The 25,601-nt window shown below is 64.3% G+C and carries 24 protein-coding genes; 15 read left to right on the forward strand and 9 right to left on the reverse strand.

Annotation, left to right across the window (positions count from 1 at the left end):
* Positions 1-18 precede the first annotated feature (18 nt).
* The 8 genes from IGS58_RS11395 (at position 19) to IGS58_RS11430 (ending at position 9,065) form a co-directional block, all read left to right on the forward strand.
* Positions 19-1,827 carry a DUF885 domain-containing protein gene (locus IGS58_RS11395; RefSeq protein WP_230521416.1) on the forward strand — a complete coding sequence of 603 codons (1,809 nt, stop codon included), beginning with the start codon at positions 19-21 and terminating at the stop codon, positions 1,825-1,827.
* Between the two features lie 108 nt (positions 1,828-1,935).
* Positions 1,936-2,427 (forward strand): homoprotocatechuate degradation operon regulator HpaR, encoded by a 492-nt coding sequence (gene hpaR, locus IGS58_RS11400; protein ID WP_230521417.1) that lies wholly within the window; start codon positions 1,936-1,938, stop codon positions 2,425-2,427.
* 337 nt (positions 2,428-2,764) lie between these two features.
* Positions 2,765-3,931 (forward strand): porin, encoded by a 1,167-nt coding sequence (locus IGS58_RS11405; protein ID WP_230521418.1) that lies wholly within the window; start codon positions 2,765-2,767, stop codon positions 3,929-3,931.
* A 28-nt stretch (positions 3,932-3,959) separates the two neighbouring features.
* Positions 3,960-4,484: a sorbitol dehydrogenase family protein gene (locus IGS58_RS11410; protein ID WP_230521419.1), complete on the forward strand. Its 525-nt coding sequence runs from the start codon at positions 3,960-3,962 to the stop codon at positions 4,482-4,484.
* Positions 4,485-4,493: 9 nt separating this feature from the next.
* Positions 4,494-6,104 (forward strand): GMC family oxidoreductase, encoded by a 1,611-nt coding sequence (locus tag IGS58_RS11415; protein WP_230521420.1) that lies wholly within the window; start codon positions 4,494-4,496, stop codon positions 6,102-6,104.
* A complete protein-coding gene (locus IGS58_RS11420; RefSeq protein ID WP_230521421.1) occupies positions 6,101-7,501 on the forward strand; it encodes a cytochrome c in 1,401 nt (466 codons plus the stop codon). Before IGS58_RS11415 ends, IGS58_RS11420 begins: the two co-directional genes overlap by 4 nt.
* A 114-nt stretch (positions 7,502-7,615) precedes the next feature.
* The gene (locus IGS58_RS11425) at positions 7,616-8,068 is read left to right on the forward strand and encodes an RrF2 family transcriptional regulator (RefSeq protein ID WP_230521422.1); all 453 of its coding nucleotides are present in this window, start codon (positions 7,616-7,618) and stop codon (positions 8,066-8,068) included.
* Positions 8,055-9,065 (forward strand): NAD(P)/FAD-dependent oxidoreductase, encoded by a 1,011-nt coding sequence (locus IGS58_RS11430; RefSeq protein ID WP_230521423.1) that lies wholly within the window; start codon positions 8,055-8,057, stop codon positions 9,063-9,065. Before IGS58_RS11425 ends, IGS58_RS11430 begins: the two co-directional genes overlap by 14 nt.
* On the opposite strand, the gene IGS58_RS11435 is transcribed toward IGS58_RS11430, so the two are convergent.
* On the reverse strand, positions 8,993-9,760 hold the full coding sequence (locus IGS58_RS11435; protein ID WP_052140488.1) for an SDR family oxidoreductase: 768 nt from the start codon (positions 9,758-9,760) through the stop codon (positions 8,993-8,995). The genes IGS58_RS11430 and IGS58_RS11435 overlap by 73 nt on opposite strands.
* Before the next feature lie 123 nt (positions 9,761-9,883).
* On the opposite strand from IGS58_RS11435, the gene IGS58_RS11440 reads away from it, so the two are divergent.
* Both IGS58_RS11440 and IGS58_RS11445 read left to right on the forward strand, forming a co-directional pair.
* The gene (locus IGS58_RS11440) at positions 9,884-10,807 is read left to right on the forward strand and encodes a LysR family transcriptional regulator (RefSeq protein ID WP_151095774.1); all 924 of its coding nucleotides are present in this window, start codon (positions 9,884-9,886) and stop codon (positions 10,805-10,807) included.
* 16 nt (positions 10,808-10,823) lie between these two features.
* Positions 10,824-11,576 (forward strand): DUF4303 domain-containing protein, encoded by a 753-nt coding sequence (locus tag IGS58_RS11445; RefSeq protein ID WP_230521424.1) that lies wholly within the window; start codon positions 10,824-10,826, stop codon positions 11,574-11,576.
* A gap of 3 nt (positions 11,577-11,579) precedes the next feature.
* On the opposite strand, the gene IGS58_RS11450 is transcribed toward IGS58_RS11445, so the two are convergent.
* From IGS58_RS11450 to IGS58_RS11480, 7 genes are all read right to left on the reverse strand, one after another.
* The gene (locus tag IGS58_RS11450) at positions 11,580-12,701 is read right to left on the reverse strand and encodes a metallophosphoesterase (RefSeq protein ID WP_230521425.1); all 1,122 of its coding nucleotides are present in this window, start codon (positions 12,699-12,701) and stop codon (positions 11,580-11,582) included.
* Positions 12,702-12,772: 71 nt separating this feature from the next.
* Positions 12,773-14,287, reverse strand: a complete 1,515-nt coding sequence (locus tag IGS58_RS11455) for an ATP-binding response regulator (protein WP_081345671.1) — start codon at positions 14,285-14,287, stop codon at positions 12,773-12,775.
* Positions 14,274-16,097, reverse strand: coding sequence for an ATP-binding protein (locus IGS58_RS11460; protein ID WP_230521426.1), 1,824 nt, complete (start codon positions 16,095-16,097; stop codon positions 14,274-14,276). The genes IGS58_RS11455 and IGS58_RS11460 overlap by 14 nt, the downstream gene beginning before the upstream one ends.
* Positions 16,094-17,188 (reverse strand): ATP-binding SpoIIE family protein phosphatase, encoded by a 1,095-nt coding sequence (locus IGS58_RS11465; protein ID WP_230521427.1) that lies wholly within the window; start codon positions 17,186-17,188, stop codon positions 16,094-16,096. The genes IGS58_RS11460 and IGS58_RS11465 overlap by 4 nt, the downstream gene beginning before the upstream one ends.
* Positions 17,185-17,619 (reverse strand): ATP-binding protein, encoded by a 435-nt coding sequence (locus IGS58_RS11470; protein ID WP_230521428.1) that lies wholly within the window; start codon positions 17,617-17,619, stop codon positions 17,185-17,187. Before IGS58_RS11470 ends, IGS58_RS11465 begins: the two co-directional genes overlap by 4 nt.
* Before the next feature lie 10 nt (positions 17,620-17,629).
* The gene (locus tag IGS58_RS11475; RefSeq protein ID WP_034785745.1) at positions 17,630-17,992 is read right to left on the reverse strand and encodes an STAS domain-containing protein; all 363 of its coding nucleotides are present in this window, start codon (positions 17,990-17,992) and stop codon (positions 17,630-17,632) included.
* Between the two features lie 7 nt (positions 17,993-17,999).
* On the reverse strand, positions 18,000-18,878 hold the full coding sequence (locus tag IGS58_RS11480; protein ID WP_070257095.1) for an STAS domain-containing protein: 879 nt from the start codon (positions 18,876-18,878) through the stop codon (positions 18,000-18,002).
* Between the two features lie 227 nt (positions 18,879-19,105).
* Here IGS58_RS11480 and IGS58_RS11485 point away from each other — a divergent pair, with 227 nt between their 5' ends.
* The 5 genes from IGS58_RS11485 to IGS58_RS11505 all read left to right on the forward strand — a co-directional run bounded on the left by IGS58_RS11485 (position 19,106) and on the right by IGS58_RS11505 (position 24,817).
* A complete protein-coding gene (locus tag IGS58_RS11485; RefSeq protein ID WP_034785752.1) occupies positions 19,106-19,519 on the forward strand; it encodes a hemerythrin domain-containing protein in 414 nt (137 codons plus the stop codon).
* 31 nt (positions 19,520-19,550) lie between these two features.
* Positions 19,551-20,732: an NO-inducible flavohemoprotein gene (gene hmpA, locus IGS58_RS11490; RefSeq protein ID WP_230521429.1), complete on the forward strand. Its 1,182-nt coding sequence runs from the start codon at positions 19,551-19,553 to the stop codon at positions 20,730-20,732.
* Positions 20,733-20,862: 130 nt separating this feature from the next.
* The gene (locus tag IGS58_RS11495; protein WP_034755744.1) at positions 20,863-21,171 is read left to right on the forward strand and encodes a DUF485 domain-containing protein; all 309 of its coding nucleotides are present in this window, start codon (positions 20,863-20,865) and stop codon (positions 21,169-21,171) included.
* On the forward strand, positions 21,168-22,850 hold the full coding sequence (locus IGS58_RS11500) for a cation acetate symporter (protein ID WP_230521430.1): 1,683 nt from the start codon (positions 21,168-21,170) through the stop codon (positions 22,848-22,850). Before IGS58_RS11495 ends, IGS58_RS11500 begins: the two co-directional genes overlap by 4 nt.
* A 146-nt stretch (positions 22,851-22,996) precedes the next feature.
* Entirely contained in the window at positions 22,997-24,817 is a 1,821-nt protein-coding gene (locus tag IGS58_RS11505; protein WP_230521431.1) for a hypothetical protein, read from the forward strand.
* Positions 24,818-24,914: 97 nt separating this feature from the next.
* Here the strand turns inward: IGS58_RS11505 and IGS58_RS11510 are convergent, their stop codons facing one another.
* A complete protein-coding gene (locus tag IGS58_RS11510; protein WP_230521432.1) occupies positions 24,915-25,373 on the reverse strand; it encodes an RrF2 family transcriptional regulator in 459 nt (152 codons plus the stop codon).
* Positions 25,374-25,601: the final 228 nt, after the last annotated feature.

The following is a 25,601-nucleotide window of genomic DNA, read 5'->3' on the forward strand; positions in this document are numbered from 1 at the left end:
TCAGGAAGGAATCCCCCGATGTCCGTCACTCCGCAATTGTCCAAGACCGTGCTGGTAGCCGCACTTTCCATCTCGTTTGCCATGCCCGCCATGGCCGCCGCCCCTGCAACTGCCAGCGCTTCATCGGCCTGGGTGGAAGCGAGCAACCGCAACGCGGCCATCGTGCTGTCGGCCCAGGCGCAGTTCTCGCCCGAAGACGCCTCCGACACGGGCCTGGCCCAGTACGACGGCCTGGCCGCCGACCTGGGGCCGAACATCACCGAGCGCCATGTGGCGGCCATGCAGAAGGCGCGCGCGCAATTGCAGCAAAAGCTGGAACTGGAACGCGACGAGCGCATTCGCCAGGATCTGGAAATCTTGATCGGCGCTGTCGACCAGGAAATCACGGACACCCAGCTGGAAGCCAAGTACACATTGCCGTGGGTCGATGTGCCGCAAATGGTCTTTGGCAGCATGCAAAGCCTGCTGCAGGAACAGCGCCCGGCCGCGCGCCGCGCCAAGGCGCTCGAACGCCTGCAGCGCTATGTGGGCCAGTTCCCGGGCAGCACGCCGATCACGCAGCAGGCCAAGGCGCGCTTCACGGAGCAAATCGGCCAGCCTGGCCTGGCGGGACCCGTGCGGCTGCAGGTGGAGCAGTCGCTGGAAAACGTGCCGACGTATATCGCCGGCATCCGCAAGCTGTTCGCCGACATGAAAATCACTGGCGCCGGGCCTGCGCTGGCGGCCATGGAACTGCAGTTGAACGAGTACGCGGCGTGGGAAAAGCAAGTGGTGCTGCCCCTGTCGCGCACGGATTTCCGCATGGCGCCCGAGCTGTACGCATTCCGCCTGAAGCAGGTGGGCATCGATATCGAACCGCGCGCGCTGGTCGAACGGGCGCAGGTGGCTTACCTGGAAACGCGCGCCGCCATGCAGGCGCTGGCGCCCGTGGTGGCGGCCAAGCTGGCCTTGAAGGGCGTCGACGGCAGTGATTACCGCCAGGTGCTGCGCGCGCTGAAGGCCGATTCCATCCCCAACGAGCAGCTCGAGGCGCACTACAAGGGCGTCAATACGCAGCTGGAGCAGCGCATCGCCCGGCAGCGCGTGGTCGATATTCCTGCGCGCGCCATGACCATGCGCCTGGCATCCGCGGCCGAATCGGCGGCCCAGCCGGCGCCGCATATGCGTCCGCCTCCGCTGATCGGCAATATGGGCGAGCACGGCCAGTTCGTCCTCCCCGTCAGCAATCCGGCTGCCAGCGGCAAGGGCGAAGCCTATGACGATTTCAATTTCGCCGGCGCCGCCTGGACCCTGAGCGCGCACGAGGGCCGCCCTGGCCACGAGCTGCAGTTCAGCGCCATGGTGGAGCGGGGCGTGTCGCAGGCGCGCAGCCTGTACGCGTTCAACAGCGTCAACGTGGAAGGCTGGGCGCTGTACGCGGAAGCGGAGATGATTCCCTACGAGCCGGCCGAAGGCCAGTTCATCGCGCTGCAGTTCCGTATGCTGCGCGCAGCGCGCGCCATGCTCGACCCGATGCTGAACCTGGGGCAAGTCACGCGCGAAGAAGCGGGCCGTATCCTGACGGAAGAAGTGATGCTGTCGAAACCGATGGCGCGCCAGGAACTGGACCGCTACACCTTCAATGCACCGGGCCAGGCGGGCAGCTATTTCTATGGCTACACGCGCATCCTGCAGCTGCGCGCGGAAACGGAGCTGACGCTGGGAGACAGATTCGACCGCCTGGCATTCAATAATTTCCTGCTGGGGCAGGGCTTGCTGCCGCCGGACTTGCTGGCCAAGGCCGTGCGCGAACACTTCATCCCGGAGCAGAGAAAAGCCAGGGGCTGACGCGATGGCAGGGGATGGCGCGCCGCATGCCAGCGGCGAACGGCATGCGCCATCCGGAGCGGCATGGAGGGGGAATTTTGCCGCTATTGTCCCCGGGCGAGTCGTATAATGACGCTCATTGTGCCGGCCACCCAGGAGTTCCACTTGCAGCTACCGATCCGTTATCCGAACATGCCGCAACTGCTGCTGAAGGTCCGCGACAGCCTGCTGCAGCATTTCCGCCCCATCCTCAATCACTTCGGCGTGACGGAGCAGCAGTGGCGCATCATGCGCGCGCTGAATGAAAGTCCGACCCTGGAACCGCGCGAGCTGTGCGAGATCTGCCAGATTTCCAGTCCCAGCATGAGCGGCATCCTGGCGCGGATGGAAGAAATCGGCCTGATCGGGCGCAGCAAGTTCGAAGGCGACCAGCGCCGCCGCAAGGTGCACCTGTCGGAAGCGGGCGCCAGTTTGCTGATGCAGATGGGTAAACTCATCGACCTGCAATATGCCCACCTGGAAGCGGCCTATGGCAAGCAGGTGTTCGAAGACATGCGCCGCACCCTGGAAGCCTTCATTGCCCTCGAAACCCTGCCGGTGGCGCCCGCCATCCTGCGCTGACCTTCCCGGTTTCCCCGTTTTTCTGCCCGCCTGACTATCCACCGGGCGCGTGTTTTCCGACACGCGCCGCCGCTGCTTTCCCCATATCTGTTCCCCGCATTTCCGCACGTTGCGGGGCATGCGGCCGTGCTCCTGCCGATTTTGCTATAAGACACAAGAAAGTTTTGCTATAAGACTATGCCTTACAGTCAATCACTTACATGTGAGTAAATAAGCGTATAATTTGCCGCACTTGATCCAAATCAAGAAGAACAGCGGACGCCCGTATCGATGGATGGGGCGGCAACGGGCGCCACGCCCGTATTTCGCCAGATAAAACAGCAAAGTCAGGAAAAAAATGAACACTACATGCATGCGCGCTGCGGCGCTGGCCGTCTCCACGCTCATCGGCGCAAACGTTTGCGCCCAAAGCAACGTCACTATTTATGGCGTGGTCGACGCGGCCACCGCGTACGCGAGCAACCAGGGCGGCAATTCGAATACCTACATGCGCAGCGGCAGCTTGTCTGCCAGCAAAATCGGTTTCCAGGGCGTGGAAGACCTGGGCGGCGACCTGAAGGCGCTGTTCCTGCTGGAAAACGGCTTTGAAAGCGACACGGGCGCGCAAAGTTCGGCCAGCTCCCTGTTCAATCGCCAGGCTTACGTGGGCTTGCAATCGACCGCCTACGGCACCGTGACGGCCGGACGCCAGTACACGCCGTACTACCTGCTGGTGGGTTCCCTGGCGTCGAGCAATGTCTTGACGGGCGCGACCGGCGCCCACCCGGGCGATATCGACGGCCTCGATACGACCGTGCGCATCAGCAATTCCGTCACCTACAGCATGCCCGCATGGCGCGGCCTGCAGGCCAGCGCGCAATACGGCTTTGGCGAGGCGGCCGACGGCAATGCCGCGGGCAGCAGCTTCAGCGCCGCCGTCAAGTACAGCACCTCGCCAGCCGAATTCGCGCTCGGCTACCTGAAACTGAAAAATGGACAGAATGGCGCCGGCTGGAGCGACAACGCATCGGGCAGCTTCGGCATCTCCGCCATCAACCAGGGCTACGCCTCGGCGGAAAGCATAGCGTTCATCGCCGCCAGCGCGCGCTACACCATGGGCAAGTGGATGGTGGGCGCCAATGCCAGCAACGTGCAGTACCAGGCGGGCAGCCGCTCGGCCTTCCGCGACACGGCCATCTTCAACACGGCCGGCCTGATTTCGAGCTACCAGCTGACGCCGCAGTGGTTCCTGTCCGCCGGCTACAGCGACACCTTCGCCAGCCGCGCCAACGGCGTGTCGGACCGCGCGCGCTACCGCCAGCTGTCGTTCGAACAGAATTACGCGCTGTCCAAGCGCACGGCGATCTACCTGATCGAAGCGCGCCAGCTGGCGCGCGGCCAGACCCTGGGCCAGGACGGCAGCATCGTCAACGCCGTCGCCTCGGTCGGCGATTCGCAAAACGGCACGCCATCGTCGAACGGCGGCCAGACGGTGGTGATGGTCGGTCTCAAGCATTCTTTCTGAACGGTTGCTGAACTCACGGGAGCTTCAATTGGACGCTACACACAATAAGGAGGGCCGCGGCCCTCTGAATCCCGGCCGCCGCATGGTGCTGGCCGGTATGCTGTCGGCTTCGGCCGCGGCGCTGATCCCCTGGGCGCTGGCCGAACCGGTCGCCAGTGCGGAGCAGGGCGCATTCCTGGGCGTGTCGGCCATGCTGGTGGGGCGCCAGGTGCTCGACCCCGTGCTGGCCAGGCGCCTGTATGACGCGCTGGTGGCGCAGGACGCGGCCTTCCCCGTGAATGTGCGCGCGCTGCTGGGCCTGATCAATGCGCAGGGCTTGCAGGCGGCCGGCCTGCAGGAAGCGCTAGACGGACTCGACCCGGCCCAGTCGCCGCTGGCGGCCTTGCCGCGCCAGATCGCCAGCGCCTGGTACCTGGGTATCGTCGGCACGGGCGAGGCGGCCGTCTGCGTCGCCTACGAGCAGGCATTGAATGCGGCCGTCGTGGCCGACGTGCTCAAGCCTCCCACGTATTCCTACGGCGCCTATGGCAGCTGGGCCAGAAAACCAATTTAAGGAGCCATCATGGCTGAAGAACTCTCCGCCGATTACCTCGTGATCGGCTCCGGCATCATCGGCTCGCTGGCCGCGCGCAAGCTGGCGCTGGCCGGCGCCTCGGTGCTGATCCTGGAAGCGGGGCCGCGCGTGTCGCGCGGCGAAATCGTCGCCCGCTTCCGCAATACGACGCGCCGCAGCGACTGGATGTCGCCGTATCCATCGGTGGCCACGGCGCCGCACCCGATCTACCAGCCGAAGGATAACGGCTACCTGGTGCAGGCCGGCCCGTATCCGTACCCGGCCGAATACATCCGCCAGTTCGGCGGCACCTCGTGGCACTGGGCCGCGCAGGCGTGGCGCAATGTGCCGAACGACTTCCGCATTCATACCCTGTACGGCGTGGGCGTCGACTGGCCCATCAGCTACGCAGACCTGGAGCCGTTCTACCAGGAAGCGGAAGAGATCATGGGCGTCTCGGGTGCGGACAATACGGGTTCGCCGCGCAAGCAGGCCTTCCCGATGGATCCCGTGACGGAGCCGTACGCCATGCGCCGCATCCGCGAACGCCTCGACCCGTCGTTCAAGGTGGTCGGCAACACGGTGGCGCGCAACAGCGTCAGCTACGATGGCCGCCCGGCCTGCTGCGGCAACAACAGCTGCCAGCCGATCTGCCCCATCGACGCGCAATACCACGGCGGCATCGCCGCGCAGCAGGCCGAAGACGCGGGCGTGAAGATCGTCTGCAATGCCAACGTCTACAAGCTGGAGCACGACGCGCAGGGCCGCATCACGGCCGCCCTGTACTACGACGTCGACAAGAACAGCCACCGCGTCACGGCCAAGACCTTCATTTTGGCCGCCAACGGCATCGAAAGCCCCCGTTTGCTGCTCGTTTCCGCCTCGGACAAATACCCGAACGGCCTGGCCAACAGCAGCGACATGGTGGGCCGCAACCTGATGGACCACCCGAGCACCTCGATCACCTTCGACGCCGATGAAGACCTGTGGCTGGGCCGGGGCCCGCAAAGCCCCAATTCCATCAACACCATGCGCGACGGCGACTTCCGCAGCCAGCATTCGCCGTACCGCCTGGATTTCACGAACATCTCGCGCGTCGACGGGGCCACCAGGGAACTGATCGGCAAGGGCGTGTTTGGCGAGGCATTCGAGCAGCAACTGCGTTTCCGCTCGGCGCGCGAAATGAGTTTGAAAAACGTGCTGGAAGTGCTGCCGAACCCGGAAAACCGCATTGCCCTCAGCAGCGAGAAGGATGCCATGGGCATTCCCAAGCCGCAGGCGCATTATGCGATCGACGAGTACACCAAGCGTGGCCACGAGCGCGCGAAGCAGGATTTCGAGCAGATCGCCAAACTGATGGGTGGCACCAATCTGCGCCACAGCAAGGAAGGCGTGTTCGCCAACAACCAGCACATCTGCGGCACCCTGTCGATGGGTTCCGATCCCGCCAAGGCCGTGTGCGACCAGTGGGGCCGCACCTTCGACCATGCCAACCTGTTCCTGTGCAGCACCGGCGTGCTGCCCACGTCCGGCACCTGCAATTCGACGGAAAACGGCCTGGCCGTGGCACTGCGCACCGTCAAGCATATCCTCGACGAACAACGGGGAGGCACAGCATGATGGCGGCCTTCCGACTGGCGGCGTGCGCCGCCTTGCTGTCCCTCGCGGCCATGCCGGTGCTGGCGGCGCAAGCCCCTGGCGCGGACGTGCAGGCGATCGAACGTGGCCGCTACCTGGCCACGGCCGGCGACTGTATCGCCTGCCACAGCGTACCCGGCGGCAAGCCGATGGCGGGCGGCCTGGCGCTGGCGACGCCGCTGGGCGCCATCGTTGCCACCAACATCACGCCGTCGACAACGCATGGCATCGGCAACTACACGCTGGCGCAGTTCTCCGCCGCCGTGCGCCATGGCGTGCGGGCCGATGGCGCGCGCCTGTACCCGGCCATGCCCTACACGGCCTACGCCAAGGTGACGGATGACGACACGGCCGCCCTGTACGCCTACTTCATGCATGGCGTGACGGCGGTGGACACGGCGCCGGCGCAAAAGACGGATTTGCCATTCCCGTTCAATATCCGCCTGTCGATGGCGGGCTGGAATCTGCTCTTCCTCGACAAGAAACCGTTTGTGGCAGATACATCGAAAAGCATGGAGTGGAACCGCGGCGCCTACCTGGCGCAGGGGTTGGCCCACTGCAGCACCTGCCACACGCCGCGCAATGCGCTGATGGCGGAACAGCTGTCGAAGGAACTGGGCGGCGCTGACCTGGGCACCTGGCATGCGCCGAACATCACGTCGGACGTCAACAGCGGTGTCGGCGGCTGGAGCCAGCAGGAACTGGCCGGCTACCTGCGCACGGGCCGCGCGGCCAACAAGGCGCAGGCGGCCGGACCGATGGCCGAAGCCATCGACCATAGCCTGAAGCATCTGAGCGACGCGGACTTGAACGCCATCGCGCATTACATCAAGAGCGTACCTGCCATTCGCGACAAGGCGGACGTGAAACCGGTGACGCAATGGGGCCAGGCGGGCGACGAGCTGAACGCCATCCGTGGCGTGCCGCTGCCGCAAAACCTGAACCAGATGTCGGGCGCGCAGCTGTACGATGCGCAGTGCGCCAGCTGCCACCAGGCCAGGGGCGAGGGCAGTTTCGACGGCAGCTTGCCGCCGCTGTTCCATAACTCGGTGACGGGCCGCAGCAACAGCAACAACCTGGTGATGGCGATACTCGATGGCGTGGAGCGGCAGGATGGCAGGGGTGCCCATGCGGGTCATTCGATGCCTGCCTTCCGCCAGACCCTGTCGGACGAACAGATCGTCACCCTCGGCAATTACGTGCAGAAGATGTACGGCAATCCCGCCATCAAGGTGACGGCGGAACAGGTGACGACCTTGCGCAATGGCGGCGCGCCGTCAAACCTGATCGGCCTGGCCCGCGCGGGCATCATCGTCGGCGTGCTGGTGCTGCTGGCCTTGCTGGTATGGTGGCGGGGACGGCGGCGCAAGCCGGTGTAAGCGTGAATTGATCGCATAAGCTGGGGCCAGGCCGCAAGGTCTGGCCCTTTTTTTATGCCGCAAAAAATCGCAACTCAATTGCATCTGCGAAGATTATGTACTATCATTAGTTACATGAGACGCGACAGCAAACTATCATCGATCCTCCACGTGCTGCTGCACATGGCCCATGCGGGACGCCCGATGACGTCCGAGGAACTCTCCGGCTACCTGGACACCAACCCCGTGCTGGTGCGGCGCATGATGGCAGGCTTGCGCGAGCGCGGCTACGTGGCGTCGGGCAAGGGCCATGGCGGCGGCTGGCGCATCGTCTGCGACCTGCACCGCGTGACCCTGCAAGACATCTACGTGGCCGTGGGTTCGCCCACCATCTTCGCCATGGGTAACCGCGTCGACCAGCCGGGCTGCCTGGTCGAGCAAGTGGTCAACCAGTCGCTGGCCGGCGCCTTCGACGAAGCCGAGGCGCTGCTGATCCAGCGCTTTGGCGCCGTCACCCTGGCCGACCTGGCCGACCGTTTCAGCCAACAGTACGCCATCCACAAAGGAGCACCGCATGCCCATTCCTGAACCCCAAGGCGCGGGCAGCGCCACGCCTGCCGCCCCGTTCGACGCCATCATCGTCGGCGGCAGCTACGCCGGCCTGTCCGCCGCCACGCAACTGGCGCGCGCCCGCCGCCGCGTGCTGGTGATCGACGGCGGCCAGCGCCGCAACCGCTACGCCAGCCATTCGCACGGTTTCCTGACCCAGGACGGCAGCGGGACGGCCGCCATCGCGGCCGAGGGCAAGACGCAGCTGCTGGCGTATGCCACCGTCACCTGGCTGGACGGCACGGCCACGCAGGCAGCCGCCAGCAGCGATGGCGATGGCTTCGGCGTGACCCTGGCGGATGGCAGTGTCGTTCACGGCCGCCGCCTGGTGCTGGCCACCGGCGTGATCGATGAACTGCCGCCCGTCGATGGACTGGCAGAGCGCTGGGGCCGCAGCGTCTTCCACTGTCCGTATTGCCACGGCTATGAACTGGAGCAGGGCGCCATCGGCGTGCTGGCCACCGGCCCCCTGTCCATGCACCACGCCCTGATGCTGCCCGACTGGGGTACGGTCACTTTTTTCCTGAATGGCGCATTCGAGCCCGATGCGGCGCAGCTGGCGCAACTTGCCGCGCGCGGCGTGACGGTGGTGCGCGCGCCCGTGGCGCGGATCGACGGCGTGGCCGACGTGGTCATGGCCGACGGCAGCCGCCACGTCATGGCCGGCCTGTTCGTGGCGACCCGCACCCGCCTGGCCAGTTCCCTGGCCGGCGAATTGGGCTGCTTGCTGGAAGACGGTGCCATGGGACCGTTCGTGCGCACCGACGAGCAAAAGGCCAGCAGCGTGCCCGGCGTCTTTTGCTGCGGCGATGCGGGCCGCATGGCTGGCAGCGTGGCGTTCGCGGTGGCCGATGGCGCCATGGCAGGCGTGGCAGCACACCGCTCGCTGATGTTCGGACTGGATCAGGCGGCAAAACCGCCATCGATCTTCAGCCCGGCACCCGTGACGAACGCCGCTTCCGGGCTGGCCAGGTAAGCCACCATGCCGGCGATTTCATCGGCCGTGCCGTGGCGGGGCAGGGCCATCAGGCCGTGCATCAGGTCGGCGAAGTCGCCCGTGGGCGGATTCATGTCCGTGGCGACGGGGCCCGGTTCCACATTGTTGATGGTGATGCCGCGCGGGCCCAGGTCGCGCGACAGGCCTTGCGTCAGGCCGCTCAGCGCCGATTTGCTCATGGCGTAGGCAGCCGCGCCGCCGAACGGCATGCGGTGTGCATTCGTGCTGCCGATATTGATGATGCGCCCGCCCGTCTGCATGTGCGCCACGGCTGCCTTGATGGCGACGAAGACGGCGCGCACGTTGACGTTCAAGGTCTTGTCGAAGTCTTCCAGCGAAAAATCATCGATGGCGCCGGGCAGGAACACGCCTGCGTTGTTGACGAGGATGTCGATGCTGCCAAACTGCGCCGCCACCTTGTCGATGGCCGCCGTCAGGGCGCTGGCGTCGGCCGCATCGGCTTGCACGCCCAGGGCCTTGCCGCCTGCGGCCTCCACCTTGCCGGCCAGCGCCTGCGCTTCGGCGGCGGAGCTTTGATAGGTGAAGACGACGTTGGCGCCCTGGCTGGCCAGGCGGCGCACGATGGCGGCGCCGATGCCGCGCGAGCCGCCCGTCACAAATGCGATCTTGTCTTGCAGTGGCAAAGAGGTGCTGGTGGTGGTTTGGGTTTGCATGATGTGCTTTCTAAGTGAGGAGTCGAGGAGTTCAGTATCTGCCTTTCATTCCTGCCGCGCTAGCCATGAATCGCTACAATTACTTTCAACCATTGGTATCAGCTGAGCGGGTAGAATAGGCGCATGGACGCTCTCAATCACTTGCAATCCTTCGTGCTGTCTGCCGAACTGGGCAGTTTTTCGGCCGCCGCGCGCCGCCTGGGCCTGACGCCGGCGGCCGTCAGCAAGAATGTGGCGCGGCTGGAAGCGAGCCTGGGATTGCGGCTGTTCCAGCGCAGCACGCGCCGCCTGACCCTGACGGAAGGGGGCGAACGCTTCCTGCAGCAGATCGGCGGCGCCCTGTCCACCTTGCGCGAGGCGATCGCCGGCGTGGCCGAAGAGGGCGGCCAGCCGGCCGGCATACTGAAAATCAGCATGGCGCCGTCGTTCGGACGCAGCTATGTGGTGCCGCTGCTGGGCGACTTCATCGCCCGCTACCCTGGCGTCATTCCCGACTGCCATTTCGATAACCGGCAAGTGGACCTGATCGGCGAAGGGTTTGACGTGGCCATCGGCGGCGGCATCGAGCTGACACCCGGCGTGGTGGCGCGCGAACTGGGCCACGCCCACATCGTCGCCACGGCGTCGCCCGCCTTCATGCAGGGGAAAATCCTGCCCGTGCACCCGTCGGACCTGGCGCACTTCGACGGCGTGGCGCGCCGCTCGGCCGGCAGCGGCAGATTGCGCAGCTGGATACTGCGCGATGGTTCCGGCGGCGAAGGCGTGGCCGAATGCCGGCCGCGCGCCATCTTCGACGATCCGGAAGCGATGGCGCAGGCGGCCATCCTCGGCGTCGGCGTGGCGCTGCTGCCCATGCCGCACGCGCTGGCCCATCTGCGCAGCGGCGCCCTGGTCCGGCTGCTGCCTGGCTGGCATGCCGATTCCGGTCCCCTGTCCGTGTACTATCCCAGCAAGAAGCTCTTGCCCGCGAAGACGCGCGTGTTCGTCGATTTCCTGCTGGAGCAGTTCCGCCAGCGCGATTTCGCCGCGCAGATACGGCCCGATTAAACGATGAACAATTCCCATGCATAGTAACTACAGCCTGTTTTACACCTTTGACGGCGATCAACCCCTGCATTTCCGCGAAGCGCGCGTCTTCGGCACGAGCGTCTGGACGGCCGGCGGCGCGGCCATGACCTGGGGCGCGGAGACGCGCCACGACTACGCCAGCGAGGCGCAGGCGCACGCAGCCTACCTGGCCCACTGCCATGCAGCGCTGGCCGACGGTTATGCCCTGGCGCGCGCCATGCCGATCGACCCGGCCGTCTTCGATTTCGCGCTGCTGCAAACCCTGGTGGCGCACGCCGCGCGCCAGGCTGTCGATGCCGTGCGCCGTGCGCATCCGGACCAGCACATCGACGCCTTCGCCCTCGTGAGCGACGACAGTGCCATGACCATCGGCCCCATGGCGAATAGCCGCGAAGCGCTGGCCGCCTCGGAATACGGCGAAGAGATGCTGTGGAACCCGGCCGAATGGGCATTTGACGAAGGTGGCGCGTACTTCGACAGCGCCTACCGCTTGCTGCTGCAGGCGCACCGCGAGCTGCCGTTCGACGTGGATTTCGCCACCTTTCGCACTGGGGTGTTCGACGCCTGCATCGCGGCGCTGGCGCAGCTGGACGCCGAAGGCATATTCGGTGCGGGTGCCCGGCGCGACGGGAGCGTGCTGCTGTTCGAGGTCAGCGGCAGCGAAGCCGTGGACGGCGCCATGGCGCGCCTGAATCCGCCGGCGGTGGTGGCGCGTTTCGAGGCGTGGATGGCCAGTTGGGCCGACTAGGTGCTATGCCGCCACCAGCCTGAGTAGCGTAATCTCCGTCGGCGCGCCGATGCGTTTCGGCGGACCCCAGTAACCGGTGCCGCGGCTGACATAAATCCACAGCCGGCCTTGCCGGTGCAAGCCCGCCACATACGGCTGCTGCAGCGGCACGAACAGGTTCCATGGCCAGAACTGGCCGCCATGCGTATGGCCCGACAGTTGCAGGTCGTAGCCGGCCGCTTCCGCCTCGGGCGCGCTGCGCGGCTGGTGCGCCAGCAGGATGCGGGGGATATCGGCCGGCGCGCCGGCGATGGCGGCCTGCGGGTCGCTTTTCTGGGCAGGGTCGAAGGCGGCGGCATTGAAATCGGTGACACCGGCCAGCGCCAGGCGCGCGCCGTCGTGTTCGAGCACCGCATGTTCGTTCATCAGCACGCGCAAGCCCAGGCGGCGAAATTCCGCCACCCACGGCGCGGCGCCTGAATAGTACTCGTGGTTGCCCGTGACGAGAAAGATGCCATGGCGCGCGCGCAGCTCGCCCAACGGCGCCGTATGGCTGCCCAGTTGCGCCACCGTGCCGTCGACCACGTCGCCCGTGATGGCGATGATGTCGGGCTGCAGGCCATTGGCGCGCGCGACGATGGCCTGCACGTAGGCGCGCTTGATGGTGGCGCCCACGTGGATGTCGCTCAGCTGCACGATGGTCAAGCCCTGCAAGGCGGCCGGCAGGCCGGCGATGGGCACTGTCACTTCGCGTACGCGCGCCACCCGGCGGGCGTTGATGAAGCCGACGACGGTGGCCAGCAGGGCCAGGACGAGGACGGCGATGGCGGACGCCTGCGCGTGCTGGCGGGCGGCGGGAATCAGCAAGGTGAGTTCGCGCAGCACGGCGAGCACGAACAGCGAGGAAAAAAAGCCCATGCACAGGGAACCGGCCCAGCTCAAACGGTCGGCCAGGCGCGCATCGTTGGTGACGGCGCGGGCAAAGATCGTCATCGGCATGAGCATGGTCGACGCCAGCAAGACCAGGCCGCCCAGCAGCCAGCCGGCCAGGCCGACGGGCAGCGAAGGCAACAGCAGCCAGCCCAGCAGGGCGTGCAGGGCGCCCAGTATCATGGTGATGCGCAGCAGCGGCGTGCGGGTGGTCATGTCATGGTTCCAGAGGTGAGGCGGCCGCCGATTATAGCCGACGCCCTGGCCGCAGGCAGCCGCCGCCCCGCTCAGGGGGCGATATGCAATCCCAGCATGGCCAGCTTGCCGAAATCGACAGGCTTGGCGAAGTGCTCGTTGAAACCGGCCTGCAGGGCCGCCTGGCGGTCGTGTTCCTGGCCGTAGCCGGTCAGCGCGACGAGCAGGAATTGCTGCGGTATCGGCAGCTGGCGCAGTTTGACGGCCACGTCGTAGCCGCTCATATCGGGCAGGCCGATGTCGAGAAAGACGATGTCGGGCTTGAATTCCAGGGTCCGCTCGGTGGCTTGTATTCCCGTGTAGGCCGTGCGCACCGTGTGGCCGTACATTTCCAGCAATTCGGCCAGGGTGTCGGCCGCATCGCAATTGTCGTCGACGACGAGGATGCGCTGGCTGCCGCCGGTGGCCGCCTCCGGCACTGGCGCGGCTGGCAGCGGCACGTTGGCGTCGAGCGGCAGGATGACTTCGAAGGTGCTGCCCAGTCCCACGCCGGGGCTGTGCACGCTGACCTGGCCGCCGTGCAAGGTCACCAGGTTGCGCACCAGCGACAGGCCGATGCCCAGGCCATCCTGCACCCGGTCGGGCGAATGGCCGCTCTGCTCGAACAGGCCGAAGATGCTGTCGATGCTGGCGGCGGCGATGCCGATGCCGTTGTCGCTCAGGCGGATGCGCACGTTGTCGCCTTCGCGCCCGGCGCTAATGGCGATGCGCCCGCCCGGCGCCGTGAACTTGGCCGCGTTGAGCAGCAGGTTGGCGACGATCTGCGACAGGCGCACGGCGTCGCCGCAGACCCACAGTTCTTCCTGGGGCAGGTTCACGTCCAGCGCATGGCCGCGCGCCTCGACGCTGTGCGAACTCGTTTCCAGCGCGCTGCGGATGACGCTGGCCAGGCTCACGCTTTCCCATTGCAGCGAGATTTTGCCCTGCGAAATGCGCGACACGTCGAGCAGGTCGTCCACCAGGCGCACCAGGTGGTCCGTGTGGCGGCCAATGGTGCGGCGCGCATTGTCCTGGATGGCCGGCACGACGGGATCGAGCTTGCACAGCAGGGCCAGCGCCGTGCGGATGGGACCCAGCGGGTTGCGCAATTCGTGCGCGAGAGTGGCCAGGAATTCATCCTTGCGGCGGTCCACGTCGCGCAGCGCGCGCTCGACGCGGCCCAGGCGCAGCAGCGCCTTGACGTTGGCGATCAGTTCATCGGCCTCGATCGGCTCGACCAGGTAATTGTCGGCGCCGCCGTCGAGGGCGCGGATCTTGTCGGCGGAGCCGATGCAGGAAGCGGACGTCTGCAGCACCAGGATGGTGTTCGTCTCGGTGCCGCCCTTCAATTGGCGGCACACTTCCAGGCCGTTGATATCGGGCAGCTTGACGTCGAGGAGGATCAGGTTGGGGCGGTCCTGGCGGGCGCGCAGCAGTGCGTCTCCCCCGTTCGAGGCTTCGATGACCTTGAAGCCGGCGCGTTTGAGGATGCGCGACTTGGCGTAGCGTGCGCCGTCGCTGTCATCGACGTTCAGGATCAGAGCATCGCTGTTGTTATCCGGTAGCATGCGCATTATCCCAGGTGGTTGTGCCTTGCGGCGGAACCGGCTCTTGCCGGTGGTGTTGGTTGCCGATCAGCGCGCGCAGGGTTGCCAGCAATTGCTGGCGCGACAGCGGCTTGACGTAGTAGGCGTCGGCGCCCAGGGCCAGGCCCTTGCGCACGTCGTCGATCTCGGTGGCGACGATGACGGGCACCTGGCGCCGCAGCGGGTCGTTTTTCAGTTCGGCCAGCCAGTGCCAGGCCGTTTCGCCGTGCAGCATGATGTCGAGGATGACGGCGGCCGGGCGCTGCTGCTCCCAGCGCTCCTGCGCTTCGCGCACGCTGCGCGCGGGGACCACGCGAAATTCGCTGCCGGCCAAAAATTTTTCATACAGCAGGCGCACGGGTGGATTGTCTTCTACCACCAGCACGCCTATGCGCTGGTCGTTGCCATTGTCGTTGGCTGGCGCTCTCGGCGGCAGGCTGCCTTCGGGCGCATGGTAGCTGGCGGGCAGGACGACGGAAAACAGCGAGCCCTCGCCGGGCGTGCTTTCCACGCTCACCGTGCCATTGAGCAGGGTGGCCAGGTTGCGGCACAGGGGCAGGCCCAGGCCCGTGCCCTTGACCTTGCGCTGCATGTGGTTTTCCACCTGACTGAATTCCTCGAAGATCAGCTGCACGTCTTCGGCGGCGATGCCCAGGCCCGTGTCGGAGACGGAAAAGCGGATGGCATCCTGCTCCGGCAAGGGCGTGGCGCTGACGATGATGGCGCCCGCTTCCGTGAACTTCAGGGCGTTGGCGATGAAGTTGCGCAGGATTTGCGACAGTTTGCCTTCATCCGTGTGAATGTGCAGCGCCGGGTCGGGGTCGATGAAGGTCAAGATCAGCGACTCGGACACCAGCAGCGGGCGCAGCATGCCGCGCAGGGCGCTGAACAGGTCGGCCACCTGGAAGCTGTTGGCATGCACGTCGACCTTGCCCGCCTCGATCTTGGCCAGGTCCAGCAGGTCGTTGACCAGCTCGCTCAGGCTGACGGCGCTTTGCAGGATGAACAGCACCTGCTTTTCCTGTTCCTCGGACAGCTCGCCGTCGATACGGTCGAGCAGCAGCTTGGACAGGGCGCGGATGGAGCTGAGCGGGGTGCGGAATTCATGGCTCATGTTGGACAGGAAGCGCGATTTCATCTGGTCGGCGCGGCGCAGGTGGTCGGCTTTCTCGTCCAGCTCCGCGAATAGCGCCACCACGCCCCGGTTGGTGTCTTCCAGTTCGCGCGTCAGCTGCAGCAGATCGTCCTGGCGCGTCTTCAGTTCGGCCAGGGTGCTCAGGAGTTCGCGGTTCTGCTGCTGCACTTCGGACAGCGTGATATCCGGCGGCAGCGCCTGCAGGCTGCCGGACAGCACGCCGATCGTGGCGCCGTCGAGCAGGGGCGCGTCGCGGGGGAACAGCTTGTGCAAGGTGATCTGCGTGCCGTCGCCCGGCGTGCTGTGGATATGGCAGCGGTCCATCAGGCGCTGGGCGCCCAGGATGCCCAGGCCCATGCCTGTCGGCGAGCGATAGGTGCCGGCCAGTATCTTGTCGAGCTGCGCGATGCCGGGGCCTTGGTCCTCGATGCGGATGCTGAGCACCTGCGGCGCCGTCTGGCCATCGATGGCGAAATGCACCTTGCCGCTGCCGGCATAGTTGTAGACGTTGCGCGCCAGTTCCGATACTGCCGTGGCGATGCGCACCTGGTCCTGCACGCCGAAGCCGCACAGGGCGGCGATCTGCCGCGCGCGCTGGCGTGCGCCCACCACATCGAGTTCGCTGCCGATATGGGCTGTCAATATGCGTTGTGTCATGCCGCACCTGTCCCTTCCGCTGTTTCTGCTGTCATAGCCTGGTGTTCCTCATGTTCGCGCAGCACCACCACCGTGACGTCGTCGCGCCCGCGCGCAAAATCGCGGTACAGCACGGCGGCGACGAGGCTGGGGTGGCATTGCGCCAGGCCCGGATAGCGCTCCAGGTCCCAGCGCGTGTGCAAGCCGTCCGAATGCATGATCAGTGTCGTGGCCTGCTGCCATGGAAAGCAAAACTCCTGCACCTTGCGCAGATTGCTGCCGACGATGCCGTTATGCGACAGCAGATGCCGGCGCTGCTGCGCATCGAAGGCGCAGGCGGCGATATTGCCCACGCCCGCATAGCGCAATTCGCGGCGAGCACTGTCGATATGCGCCACCGCCAGGGCCGCGCCGCGCGTGGCACGCAGGGCACCGTGGGCCAGTTCGATGAAGGGGGCGGGCAGGGGCGGCAAGCCGGGCGTGCTGTGTTCCAGCAGGGCGCTGGCGCATTCTGACGCGCGTGCCGCCAGGGGGCCGTGGCCCAGGCCATCGGCCACCATCAGGCTCAGTTCATGGCCTTCGCAAACCACGTTCCAGGCGTCGCCGCACACCTGTTCCGAGGCCAGCGGCAGGCAGACGGCGCCGATCTGCCAGTTCGGACTGGCCGGGATGGCGCTGCTGGCGTTCGGTCCCCAGACCACCACCATCAGCACCGTGCCCTTGCCAGGCGCCGTGTACAGGTCGAATTCCTGGCTCAGGCGGCGTATCGCGCCCAGTCCCACGCCGTAGGTGCCCGTGGTGGAATGGCCGTCCTGCATGTGCTGGCGCACGTTGGCCATGCCGGGGCCGTTGTCGATGGCCAGCACTTCGATGCCGCTGGTACCGCCGCGCAGCACCTTGCGCAGCAGGATTTCGCCGCGCTGCGCGTGCTTGACGATGTTGGTCGCCGCCTCGCTGATGATGATGGCCAGCTGGCCCGTGCGCACGTCATCGAAGCCGATGCGGCGCGCCAGTTCGTTGCCGGCGCGGCGGGCCGCGGCGATCTCGCTCGGTTCGCCGATGGGAAAACTGCGTTGCCTGACGATGTCAGGGGCTTGCTCGAGGTGGTTCAAAACAGCTTCCATTTCGCGATGGTGACGGTGGTGCCCGCGCCAGGCGCCGTGTCGATGTGAAATGCGTCGGCCAGGCGCTTGGCGCCGCCCAGCCCCAGTCCCAGCCCGCCGCCGCTGGTATAGCCATCGGTCAGCGCCAGGGGAATATCTTCGATGCCCGGTCCCGCATCGACAAAGCGCAGCTCCAGTCCCTGGCGCGCGCCATCGCTGACGCGCGCGATGCGCGCTTCGCCCCCGCCGCCGTAGCGCAGGGTATTGCGCGCCAGCTCGCTGGCCGCCGTGATGATCTTGGTCTGTTCGATCAGGCCAAAACCCATGGCGACCATGCTGTCGCGTACCTGCTTGCGCAACCGTACGACGTCTTCGTCGCTGTGCAGGGGCAGAATCTGCTGCGCCTGCTGCACTCCAGCCTGCTCCTGCGCGCCTAGCACGGCGCCCCCGTCATGCGCATGCGCCGCCCCGTTCCAGCAGCTTGATGCCCAGCTCCACGTTGAGCGCCGTGCTCACGCCTTCCAGCGTCAGCCCCAGTTCCACGAGGGTGATGGCGACGGCTGGCTGCATGCCGACGACGACGGTGCGCGCGTCGAGGATTTTCGCCATCGCCGCCGTATTGCTGATCATGCGGCCGATGAAGGAGTCGACGATGTCGAGCGCGGAAATGTCGATCAGCACGCCCGTGGCGCGGTCCGTCACGATGCGGGTGGTCAGGTCATCCTGCAAGGTCATCGCCAGGCGGTCATGCATGTCCACCTGGATCGTCACCAGCAGCAGCCGGCCCATGCGTAAAATGGGGATTCTTTCCATAGGCGCCTCAGTGTTGTTGCTGCTGGTAGGTGATGCTGGACCCCGTGCGTTTCAGGGCCACGACGAATGCGTCGGCCAGCGTGGCCTTGGTCATCACGTCTTCCAGGTTGACGCCCAGGTGCACGATGGTTTGCGCGATCTGCGGGCGGATGCCGCTGATGATGCAGTCGGCGCCCATCAGGCGCGCGGCGGCGATGGTTTTCAGCAGATGCTGCGCCACCAGGGTGTCGACGGTAGGCACGCCCGTGATATCGATGATGGCGATCAGGGCGCCCGTGTCGACGATCTTTTGCAGCAGGCTTTCCATCACCACCTGCGTGCGCGCGCTGTCGAGGGTGCCGATCAGGGGCAGGGCCAGCACGTTTTGCCACAGCTGCACCACGGGCGTTGAGAGCTCCAGCAATTCCTGCTGCTGGCGCAAAATCACCTGTTCGCGCGCTTTCTGGTAGATGGCGATGGTCAGCAGGCCCAGTTCATCGAACAGCTTGCTGGTGCTGACGATGGCGTCGCCCAGTTGCTCCGGATGCGCCGTGATTGCCTTGCGCAGGTAGGCGAACAGCGGCTCCTTGAGGGCAAACATGAAGCTGGCCGTGTCGATCGGCGAATAGCCCTGGCGCACGCGCGACTGCGATATCTCCGCGATCAGCTGGCGCGTATCGTCCCAGGCGCCGCCTTCGATGTCGAACGAGTCGCCGCTTTCCAGCGCGCCCGCCAGCAGCGGCAGGAATTGCGATGCCTGCTGGCGCAGCTCGTTCTCGGCGATCTTGTCGCGGCGCACCAGGCGGGCGATCAGGCCGGCCATCCAGCCGTCCAGCAGGTCCGTGTGGTGCTCGTTGATGATGCCTGCCAGTTGCTGCGCCTGGCCCGTGCCCGTCTTGTTTTTCATGCTCATCCTTGGCTGGAGTGGAGGGTGCGGCACGGCCGCAAACGGGCCTGTGCTGTGATAAATAAATTATAGGCAGACATGGCCGTAGCTTGTGTTCTCTGGCGCACATAGTGGCGCATGTCGTTCCAGATTCCTTCAGGAAACACTTATACATTTAAAGATGCATGTAATTTGCATGTTTAAGCGAATTCCGCTACACTGGGGACACTCAACAAGAGAAACACGCCATGAATATCGACAAATTCAAACAGCAGCACCTGGACATCCTGGCCGCCATTGACGACTTGCGCCGGCTGGCGCGCGGCGGTGTGGCTGCGCAGGCGCAAGCCATTGCCGAACAGATCATTGCCATGAGCGGCTTGATCAAGCTGCACCTGGCCGTCGAACAGCGCTACCTGTATCCGGCTGCGCAAGCGTCCGGCGTGGCCAAGGTGGCACAACTGGGACGCCGGTACGAAAACGAAATGCAAGGCATCGCCGGCGCCTATCTGGATTTCGCCGGCCGCTGGAATACGCCCGTGCGCCTGGAAGCCGAACCGGAAGCCTTCCGCAGCGAAGCCAATACCGTGCTGCACGCGCTGTTCCAGCGCATGCGGCGCGAAGACCACGAGTTATATCCAGCCGTTGAAACGCTGGCCTGAGACCGCTTACACATATACATAGGAGTTTTACATGCTGACCCAAGAACAACGCGCCATCATCACGGCCACCGTCCCCATCCTCGAGCAGGGCGGCGAAGCGCTGACGCGCCACTTCTACAAGAATCTGTTCCGCGACCATCCCGAAGTGCTGCCGTACTTTAACCAGGCGCACCAGCACAGCGGCGACCAGCAGCGCGCGCTGGCCAATGGCGTGCTGATGTATGCCAAAAATATCGACAAGCTTGCGGCGCTGGGCGACCTGGTGGCCACCATCGTCAACAAGCACGTGGCCCTGCAGATCCGCGCCGAGCACTATCCGCTGGTGGGCGCCAGCCTGCTGCAAGCGATACGCGAAGTGCTGGGCGAAGAGGTCGCCAGCGATGCCGTCATCGATGCCTGGGGCGCGGCGTACGGCCAGCTGGCCGACATCCTGGCCGGCGAAGAAGGGCGCATCTACAAGGCGCAGGCCGCTGCACCGGGCGGCTGGAGCGGCGCGCGCGATTTTTTAGTGCGCAGCAAGACGGTGGAAAGCGGCGAGATCACTTCCTTCCTGATGGTGCCCGCCGATGGCCAGGCCGTGCTCGACTTTGCGCCAGGCCAGTATATCGGCGTGCTGGCCACCGTCGATGGCGTGCCCATGCGCCGCCAGTATTCCCTGTCTGCCGCCAGCAATGGCCAGACCTACCGCATCAGCGTCAAGCGCGAAGAGGGCGGCAAGGTGTCGAATTTCTTCCACGATCACGTGCAGGCGGGCGACACCGTGCAGCTGACGCCGCCCTCGGGCGACTTCGTGCTGACGGATAGCGACAAGCCGCTGGTGCTGATCAGCGGCGGCGTGGGTATCACTCCCACTCTGGCCATGCTGACGGCGGCCCTGCGCGGCAAGCGTCCCGTGCATTTCATCCACGCGGCGCGCAACCAGGGCGTGCATGCATTCCGCGCGCAGATCGACGCACTGGCCGCGCAGCACCCGCAGCTGCAGCGCTATTACTGCTACGCGGAACATGGCGGCGAACAGGATGCACCGGACGCCGTCGGCTTGCTGAATAAGGAGCAGCTCGGTCACTGGCTGCCGGTTTCGCGCGACGTCGACGCCTACTTCCTGGGACCGCAGCCATTCATGCGCGCTATCAAGAAGTACTTGCGCGAGCTGGGCGTGCCGGAACAGCAGACGCACCACGAGTTCTTCGGACCGGCGGCCGCACTGAATTGATTTTTTTTTCTGCATTGTGTTGTCCCCGCGAGAAAAAACGCTGCCGTAAGGGGCGGGTAAGCCTCGCACTGTACTGTGAATCCAAGCTCGAAAACAAAAGAGCAGCTTTTACATAACAGGAGGCAACACAATGCATGACGATCTGGTTCAAAAAATCAAGAGCGACCCCAGCTATCATCAGCTGGTCAAGGTGCGTTCCCGCTTCGGCTGGGCGCTGACGGGCCTGATGATGCTGGTGTACTACGGCTACATCCTGCTCATCGCCTTCAACAAGGAATTTCTGGCCACTAAGACGGGCGCCGGCGTGATGACCTGGGGCATGCCGATCGGCCTGTTCGTCATCGTGTTTACCGTGCTGGTCACCGGCATCTATGTGCGCCGCGCCAACAAGCAATTCGACGATCTGAGCAACGCCATCCAGGCACGGGTGCAAGCATGAGCGCCGCCAAGCATGCGCTGCGCGGCGTGTCTTGCCTGAGTGCCCTGGCGCTGCTGGGCACCAGCAATGCCGCGTTCGCGGCCGGCGCCGACCTGGGCCAGGCAGTCAAGCAGCCGACCAACTGGACTGCGATCATCATGTTCGCCGCCTTCGTCATCTTCACCCTGTTCGTCACCAAGTGGGCGGCCGCAAAAACCAAGTCGGCCTCCGATTTCTACACGGCCGGCGGCGGTATCACAGGCTTCCAGAATGGCCTGGCCATTGCGGGCGACTATATGTCGGCCGCCTCCTTCCTCGGTATTTCCGCGGCCGTCTTTTTGAACGGCTATGATGGCCTGATCTACGCCATCGGCTTTCTCGTCGGCTGGCCCATCATCACCTTTTTGATGGCCGAGCGCTTGCGCAACCTGGGACGCTTTACCTTTGCCGACGTGGCCGCCTACCGCTTCAAGCAGGCGCCGATCCGTATCTTTTCGGCTTCCGGCACCCTGGTCGTCGTGGCCTTTTATCTGATCGCGCAGATGGTGGGCGCGGGCCAGCTGATCAAGCTGCTGTTCGGCCTCGAATACTGGATCGCCGTCGTCCTGGTCGGTACATTGATGATGATCTACGTGCTGTTTGGCGGCATGACGGCCACCACCTGGGTGCAGATCATCAAGGCGGTGATGCTGCTGGGCGGCGCCACCTTCATGGCCGTGGCCGTGCTGGCGCAATTCAACTTCAGCCCGGAAGCGCTGTTCGCCAAGTCGGTGGACGTGCACGCGACCAAGGAAGCCATCATGGGCCCGGGTTCCTTCATCAAGGATCCGATCTCGGCCATCTCGTTCGGCATGGCGCTGATGTTCGGTACGGCCGGCTTGCCGCACATCCTGATGCGTTTCTTCACGGTGCCGAGCGCCAAGGAAGCGCGCAAATCCGTGTTCTGGGCCACCACCTGGATCGCTTACTTCTATGTGTTGACTTTCATCATCGGCTTTGGCGCGATCGTGCTGGTGAGTACCAATCCCGAGTTCAAGGATGCCGCAGGTAAATTGCTGGGCGGTAACAATATGGCGGCCGTGCACCTGGCCAAGGCCGTGGGCGGCAACGTCTTCCTCGGCTTCATGTCGGCGGTCGCGTTTGCCACCATCCTGGCCGTCGTGGCGGGCTTGACCCTGTCGGGCGCGTCGGCCGTGTCGCACGATCTGTATGCCACCGTCATCAAGAAGGGCAAGGCCACGGGCGCCAACGAATTGAAAGTGTCGCGCGTGACGACGGTCGTGCTGGGCATTATCGCCGTGGTGCTGGGCATCGCCTTTGAAAAGCAGAACATCGCCTTCATGGTCTCGCTGGCATTCGCCATCGCCGCCTCGGCCAACTTCCCCGTGCTGTTCATGTCGGTGCTGTGGAAGGATTGCACCACGCGGGGCGCCACCATCGGCGGCTTCCTGGGCTTGACCACGGCTGTCGCGCTGACGGTGGTGTCGAAGTCCGTGTGGGTCGACGTGCTCGGTCATGGCGAAGCGCTGTTCCCGTATGCCTCACCGGCGCTGTTTTCGATGACGGCCGGCTTCGTTGGCATCTGGCTGTTCTCTGTGCTCGACAAGAGCCCCCGCGCGCGCATCGACCGCGCCGGCTACGAAGCGCAGCAAATGCGTTCGGAAACGGGTATCGGTGCGGCTGGAGCCAGCGCGCATTGAGCATTTGAATCGCTCTACACCTTGAACACCCCTTTCGCAGGGGTGTTTTTTTGCCTGCGATTTGCACGATCTGGCCGGCCGGTGTACTCTCGCGCAGAGAAGGTCCGCTTGTTGTTACTTATAGTAAGTGCAACTTGAAAGAGCCAATGAAGCACACCTACGCGGTAAAAAAACAGGAACGCCAGGATCGTTTCGTCGCGCCCGACGCTGGCAGCGGGCCAGGGCAGCTGGCCGCGGCATTCCATTCCGGCAGTGAGCGGCCGCAAGCCACAGGCTCGCGTAAATGGCCGGGCATGGTGGATGGGGCTGGCGGTGCGGGCAGCCATGCCATGCATGGCACGGCCGATCCATCCCGCGTGCAGGATATGCTGGCCAGGGCCCGGCAAGGCAGGCTGCGCGATGGCGAGGTGGAAATGACGCAGCGGCCCGACGTCGGGGCCATGCACCTGCGCGATCTCGCGCAATCGCTGGAAGCGACGGCCACTGCGTCTGGCAGGCCGGTGGCGGACGCCTTGCAATCGGGCTCGGCCAGTATCGGCAATGGACGGGTGCGGATGCCGGGCATCGGCGGCGCAGGCAATCCGGCGGCGATCGCCCATCAGCTGGGCGTGCTGCGTCCGCAGGCAACGCGCATCGTGTCCGCCCCGAGCGGGCGTTTCGAGGTCCAGGCAAAACTCAACCCGTGGGTGTCCGTGGCGACGGGACGCGCATTGTCGGAATTGGACGAAAACCCCAATATGATCGGCCCGCAGATGCAGTACAAGGATGGCGATCAACATCCGATCGAGCTGGGCGTGGAATGGCGTAGCATGGCTCCCCAGCACCAGCCGTTGCAACCGTACCATTCCGAAAACACGTATGGTGAATTCATGCGGGCGCTTGCCGCCGTCGATGGGTCGAACATGGAGGCAGAGCAAAAACAGGCGGAGAAAGTGCGCCTGCTGTCTGATTTTTATCATCAATTGAAAAGCTTGTCAGCAGCGCAATTGGAGGAACTTGGAAGCCTGCTTGAAAAAGATATCGATAAGCATGAAGCTAGCGATACGCTTGACAAGGCATTTGAAGAAACCCGGCTTGTCTACAGAACCTGGCATGCGCCAAAACATATTTCCGTCTCAACCGGCCTCGGGGTGTCACAGGCCGACGGGAGGGAACTTGTTGGCGCCGATAATCTCAACACCGTGCTCGACCCCGAGAAATTCAGGCATTACAAGGAGCAAAGCAAATTGCCAGGGTCGGTACTGCCGTCGCTTGGCGCTTCTCCTTCGTCATTGCTTTACCCTGATGCTGATCAACCTAATATTGTATTTTTAAAGGAACGCGGTACAGCAGCAGCCCTTTTGCCCGAGAATCTGAATGCCGGCTTCGCCGCTTACAATGAGGCATCCAAATCCTTGCTTCGCGGGAAGACAAGCGAAGAATTGGCAGGTGAATTCAGCAAACTTCATTATCATGCCAAGAAAATGCGGTCCAGCGTAACGCGGCCGCTATTTTTTAATAGCGACGATCTTCAATCGAATACGGATGCTTTCATACACCCGGACAAACCCGGTGACCGCCCCCACGTACGTAAAATCCATAATGGGCTGCATGAGGAGCATAACCCATTAAGGCAAAGCTTCGATCGTAAGCTGGCAGACCCGTTCCGCACCAACGCCATTTTCTACCAGACATTCTCTCAGCATTCAAAACCAGACACTTATGCCGAGGAATGGAATGAGATGGTGGTCAAATACCGGCAAAAAGGGCATATGGCAGGCCTTTTCAAAGAGATAAGGGATTGGGTGCCCGAGTTGAAGGATTATCCAGGGATTGTGGATGAGTTAATAGATAGCGGGAAATTTAATGCGGATTTTGCGAAGGCGATTGCAGGGAAGAAGGAACCCGCCACCAGTGCCAAGAGCAGCGGTTCAAAAACAAAGTCGAAAAAGCAGACAAAACAGGCAAAGCAGAAAAGTAAAAAATAGCAAGCATGCTCTGATGCGCAGCCCCCTCACCACGATGCAACGTGGCGCACATCGCGCCTATCGCCCATCCGGACTGCCTGCCTGGTCCTGACAACTATTATGTATTTTCCACTTGGAGGCGGATCACGCCTGCCATCGGCGCTGGCGCACCCGGCGTCGCTTCGAGTATCGATGCGAGGGTCACCGTGTCGAGCACGGCCAGGAAGGCGGCCGTGGCCTGGCCCAGCTTGGCCTTCAGCAGGCAATCGGGCGTCAGCGGGCAAGTGTTGTTTTCCTTGTTAAAACATTCCGCCATAAAGAAATCGCTTTCCGTCTCGCGCACGACGGTGCCGATATTGATCTCGGCCGGGTCGCGCGCCAGGCGCAGGCCGCCATTTCTCCCACGTACCGTTTCCACGATGCCTGACAGGCCCAGCTGGTGCACCACCTTCATCAGGTGATTCTTCGAGATGGAATGCAGGTCGGCGATGTCCTGGATGGTCACGAGGCGGTCGCGGTGCACGCCCAAGTACATCAGGGTGCGCAGAGTGTAGTCGGTATAGGCAGTCAGTCGCATGGGTATCATTCATAAGATGTGGATTACATCCTTGTTTGAACCGCAGCATACAGGAGAGCGCCGGCCCTGTGTGTTGCGCCGTCACTTTTCAGCCTCGAAAGACAAAAGTTGATTGCCTTTCGCTCAAATGCGTAGTAAATTTTCATATTGTTGCCGTGGCAAACAGCTCGTTAGCCCTTGCCTACCCTTTGGGTGGGATTTTTGTTGATGGAAATCAAGAGGATGGTG

It is taken from the genome of Janthinobacterium sp. EB271-G4-7A (genome assembly GCF_020858075.1).
GTDB lineage: Bacteria > Pseudomonadota > Gammaproteobacteria > Burkholderiales > Burkholderiaceae_D > Janthinobacterium > Janthinobacterium lividum.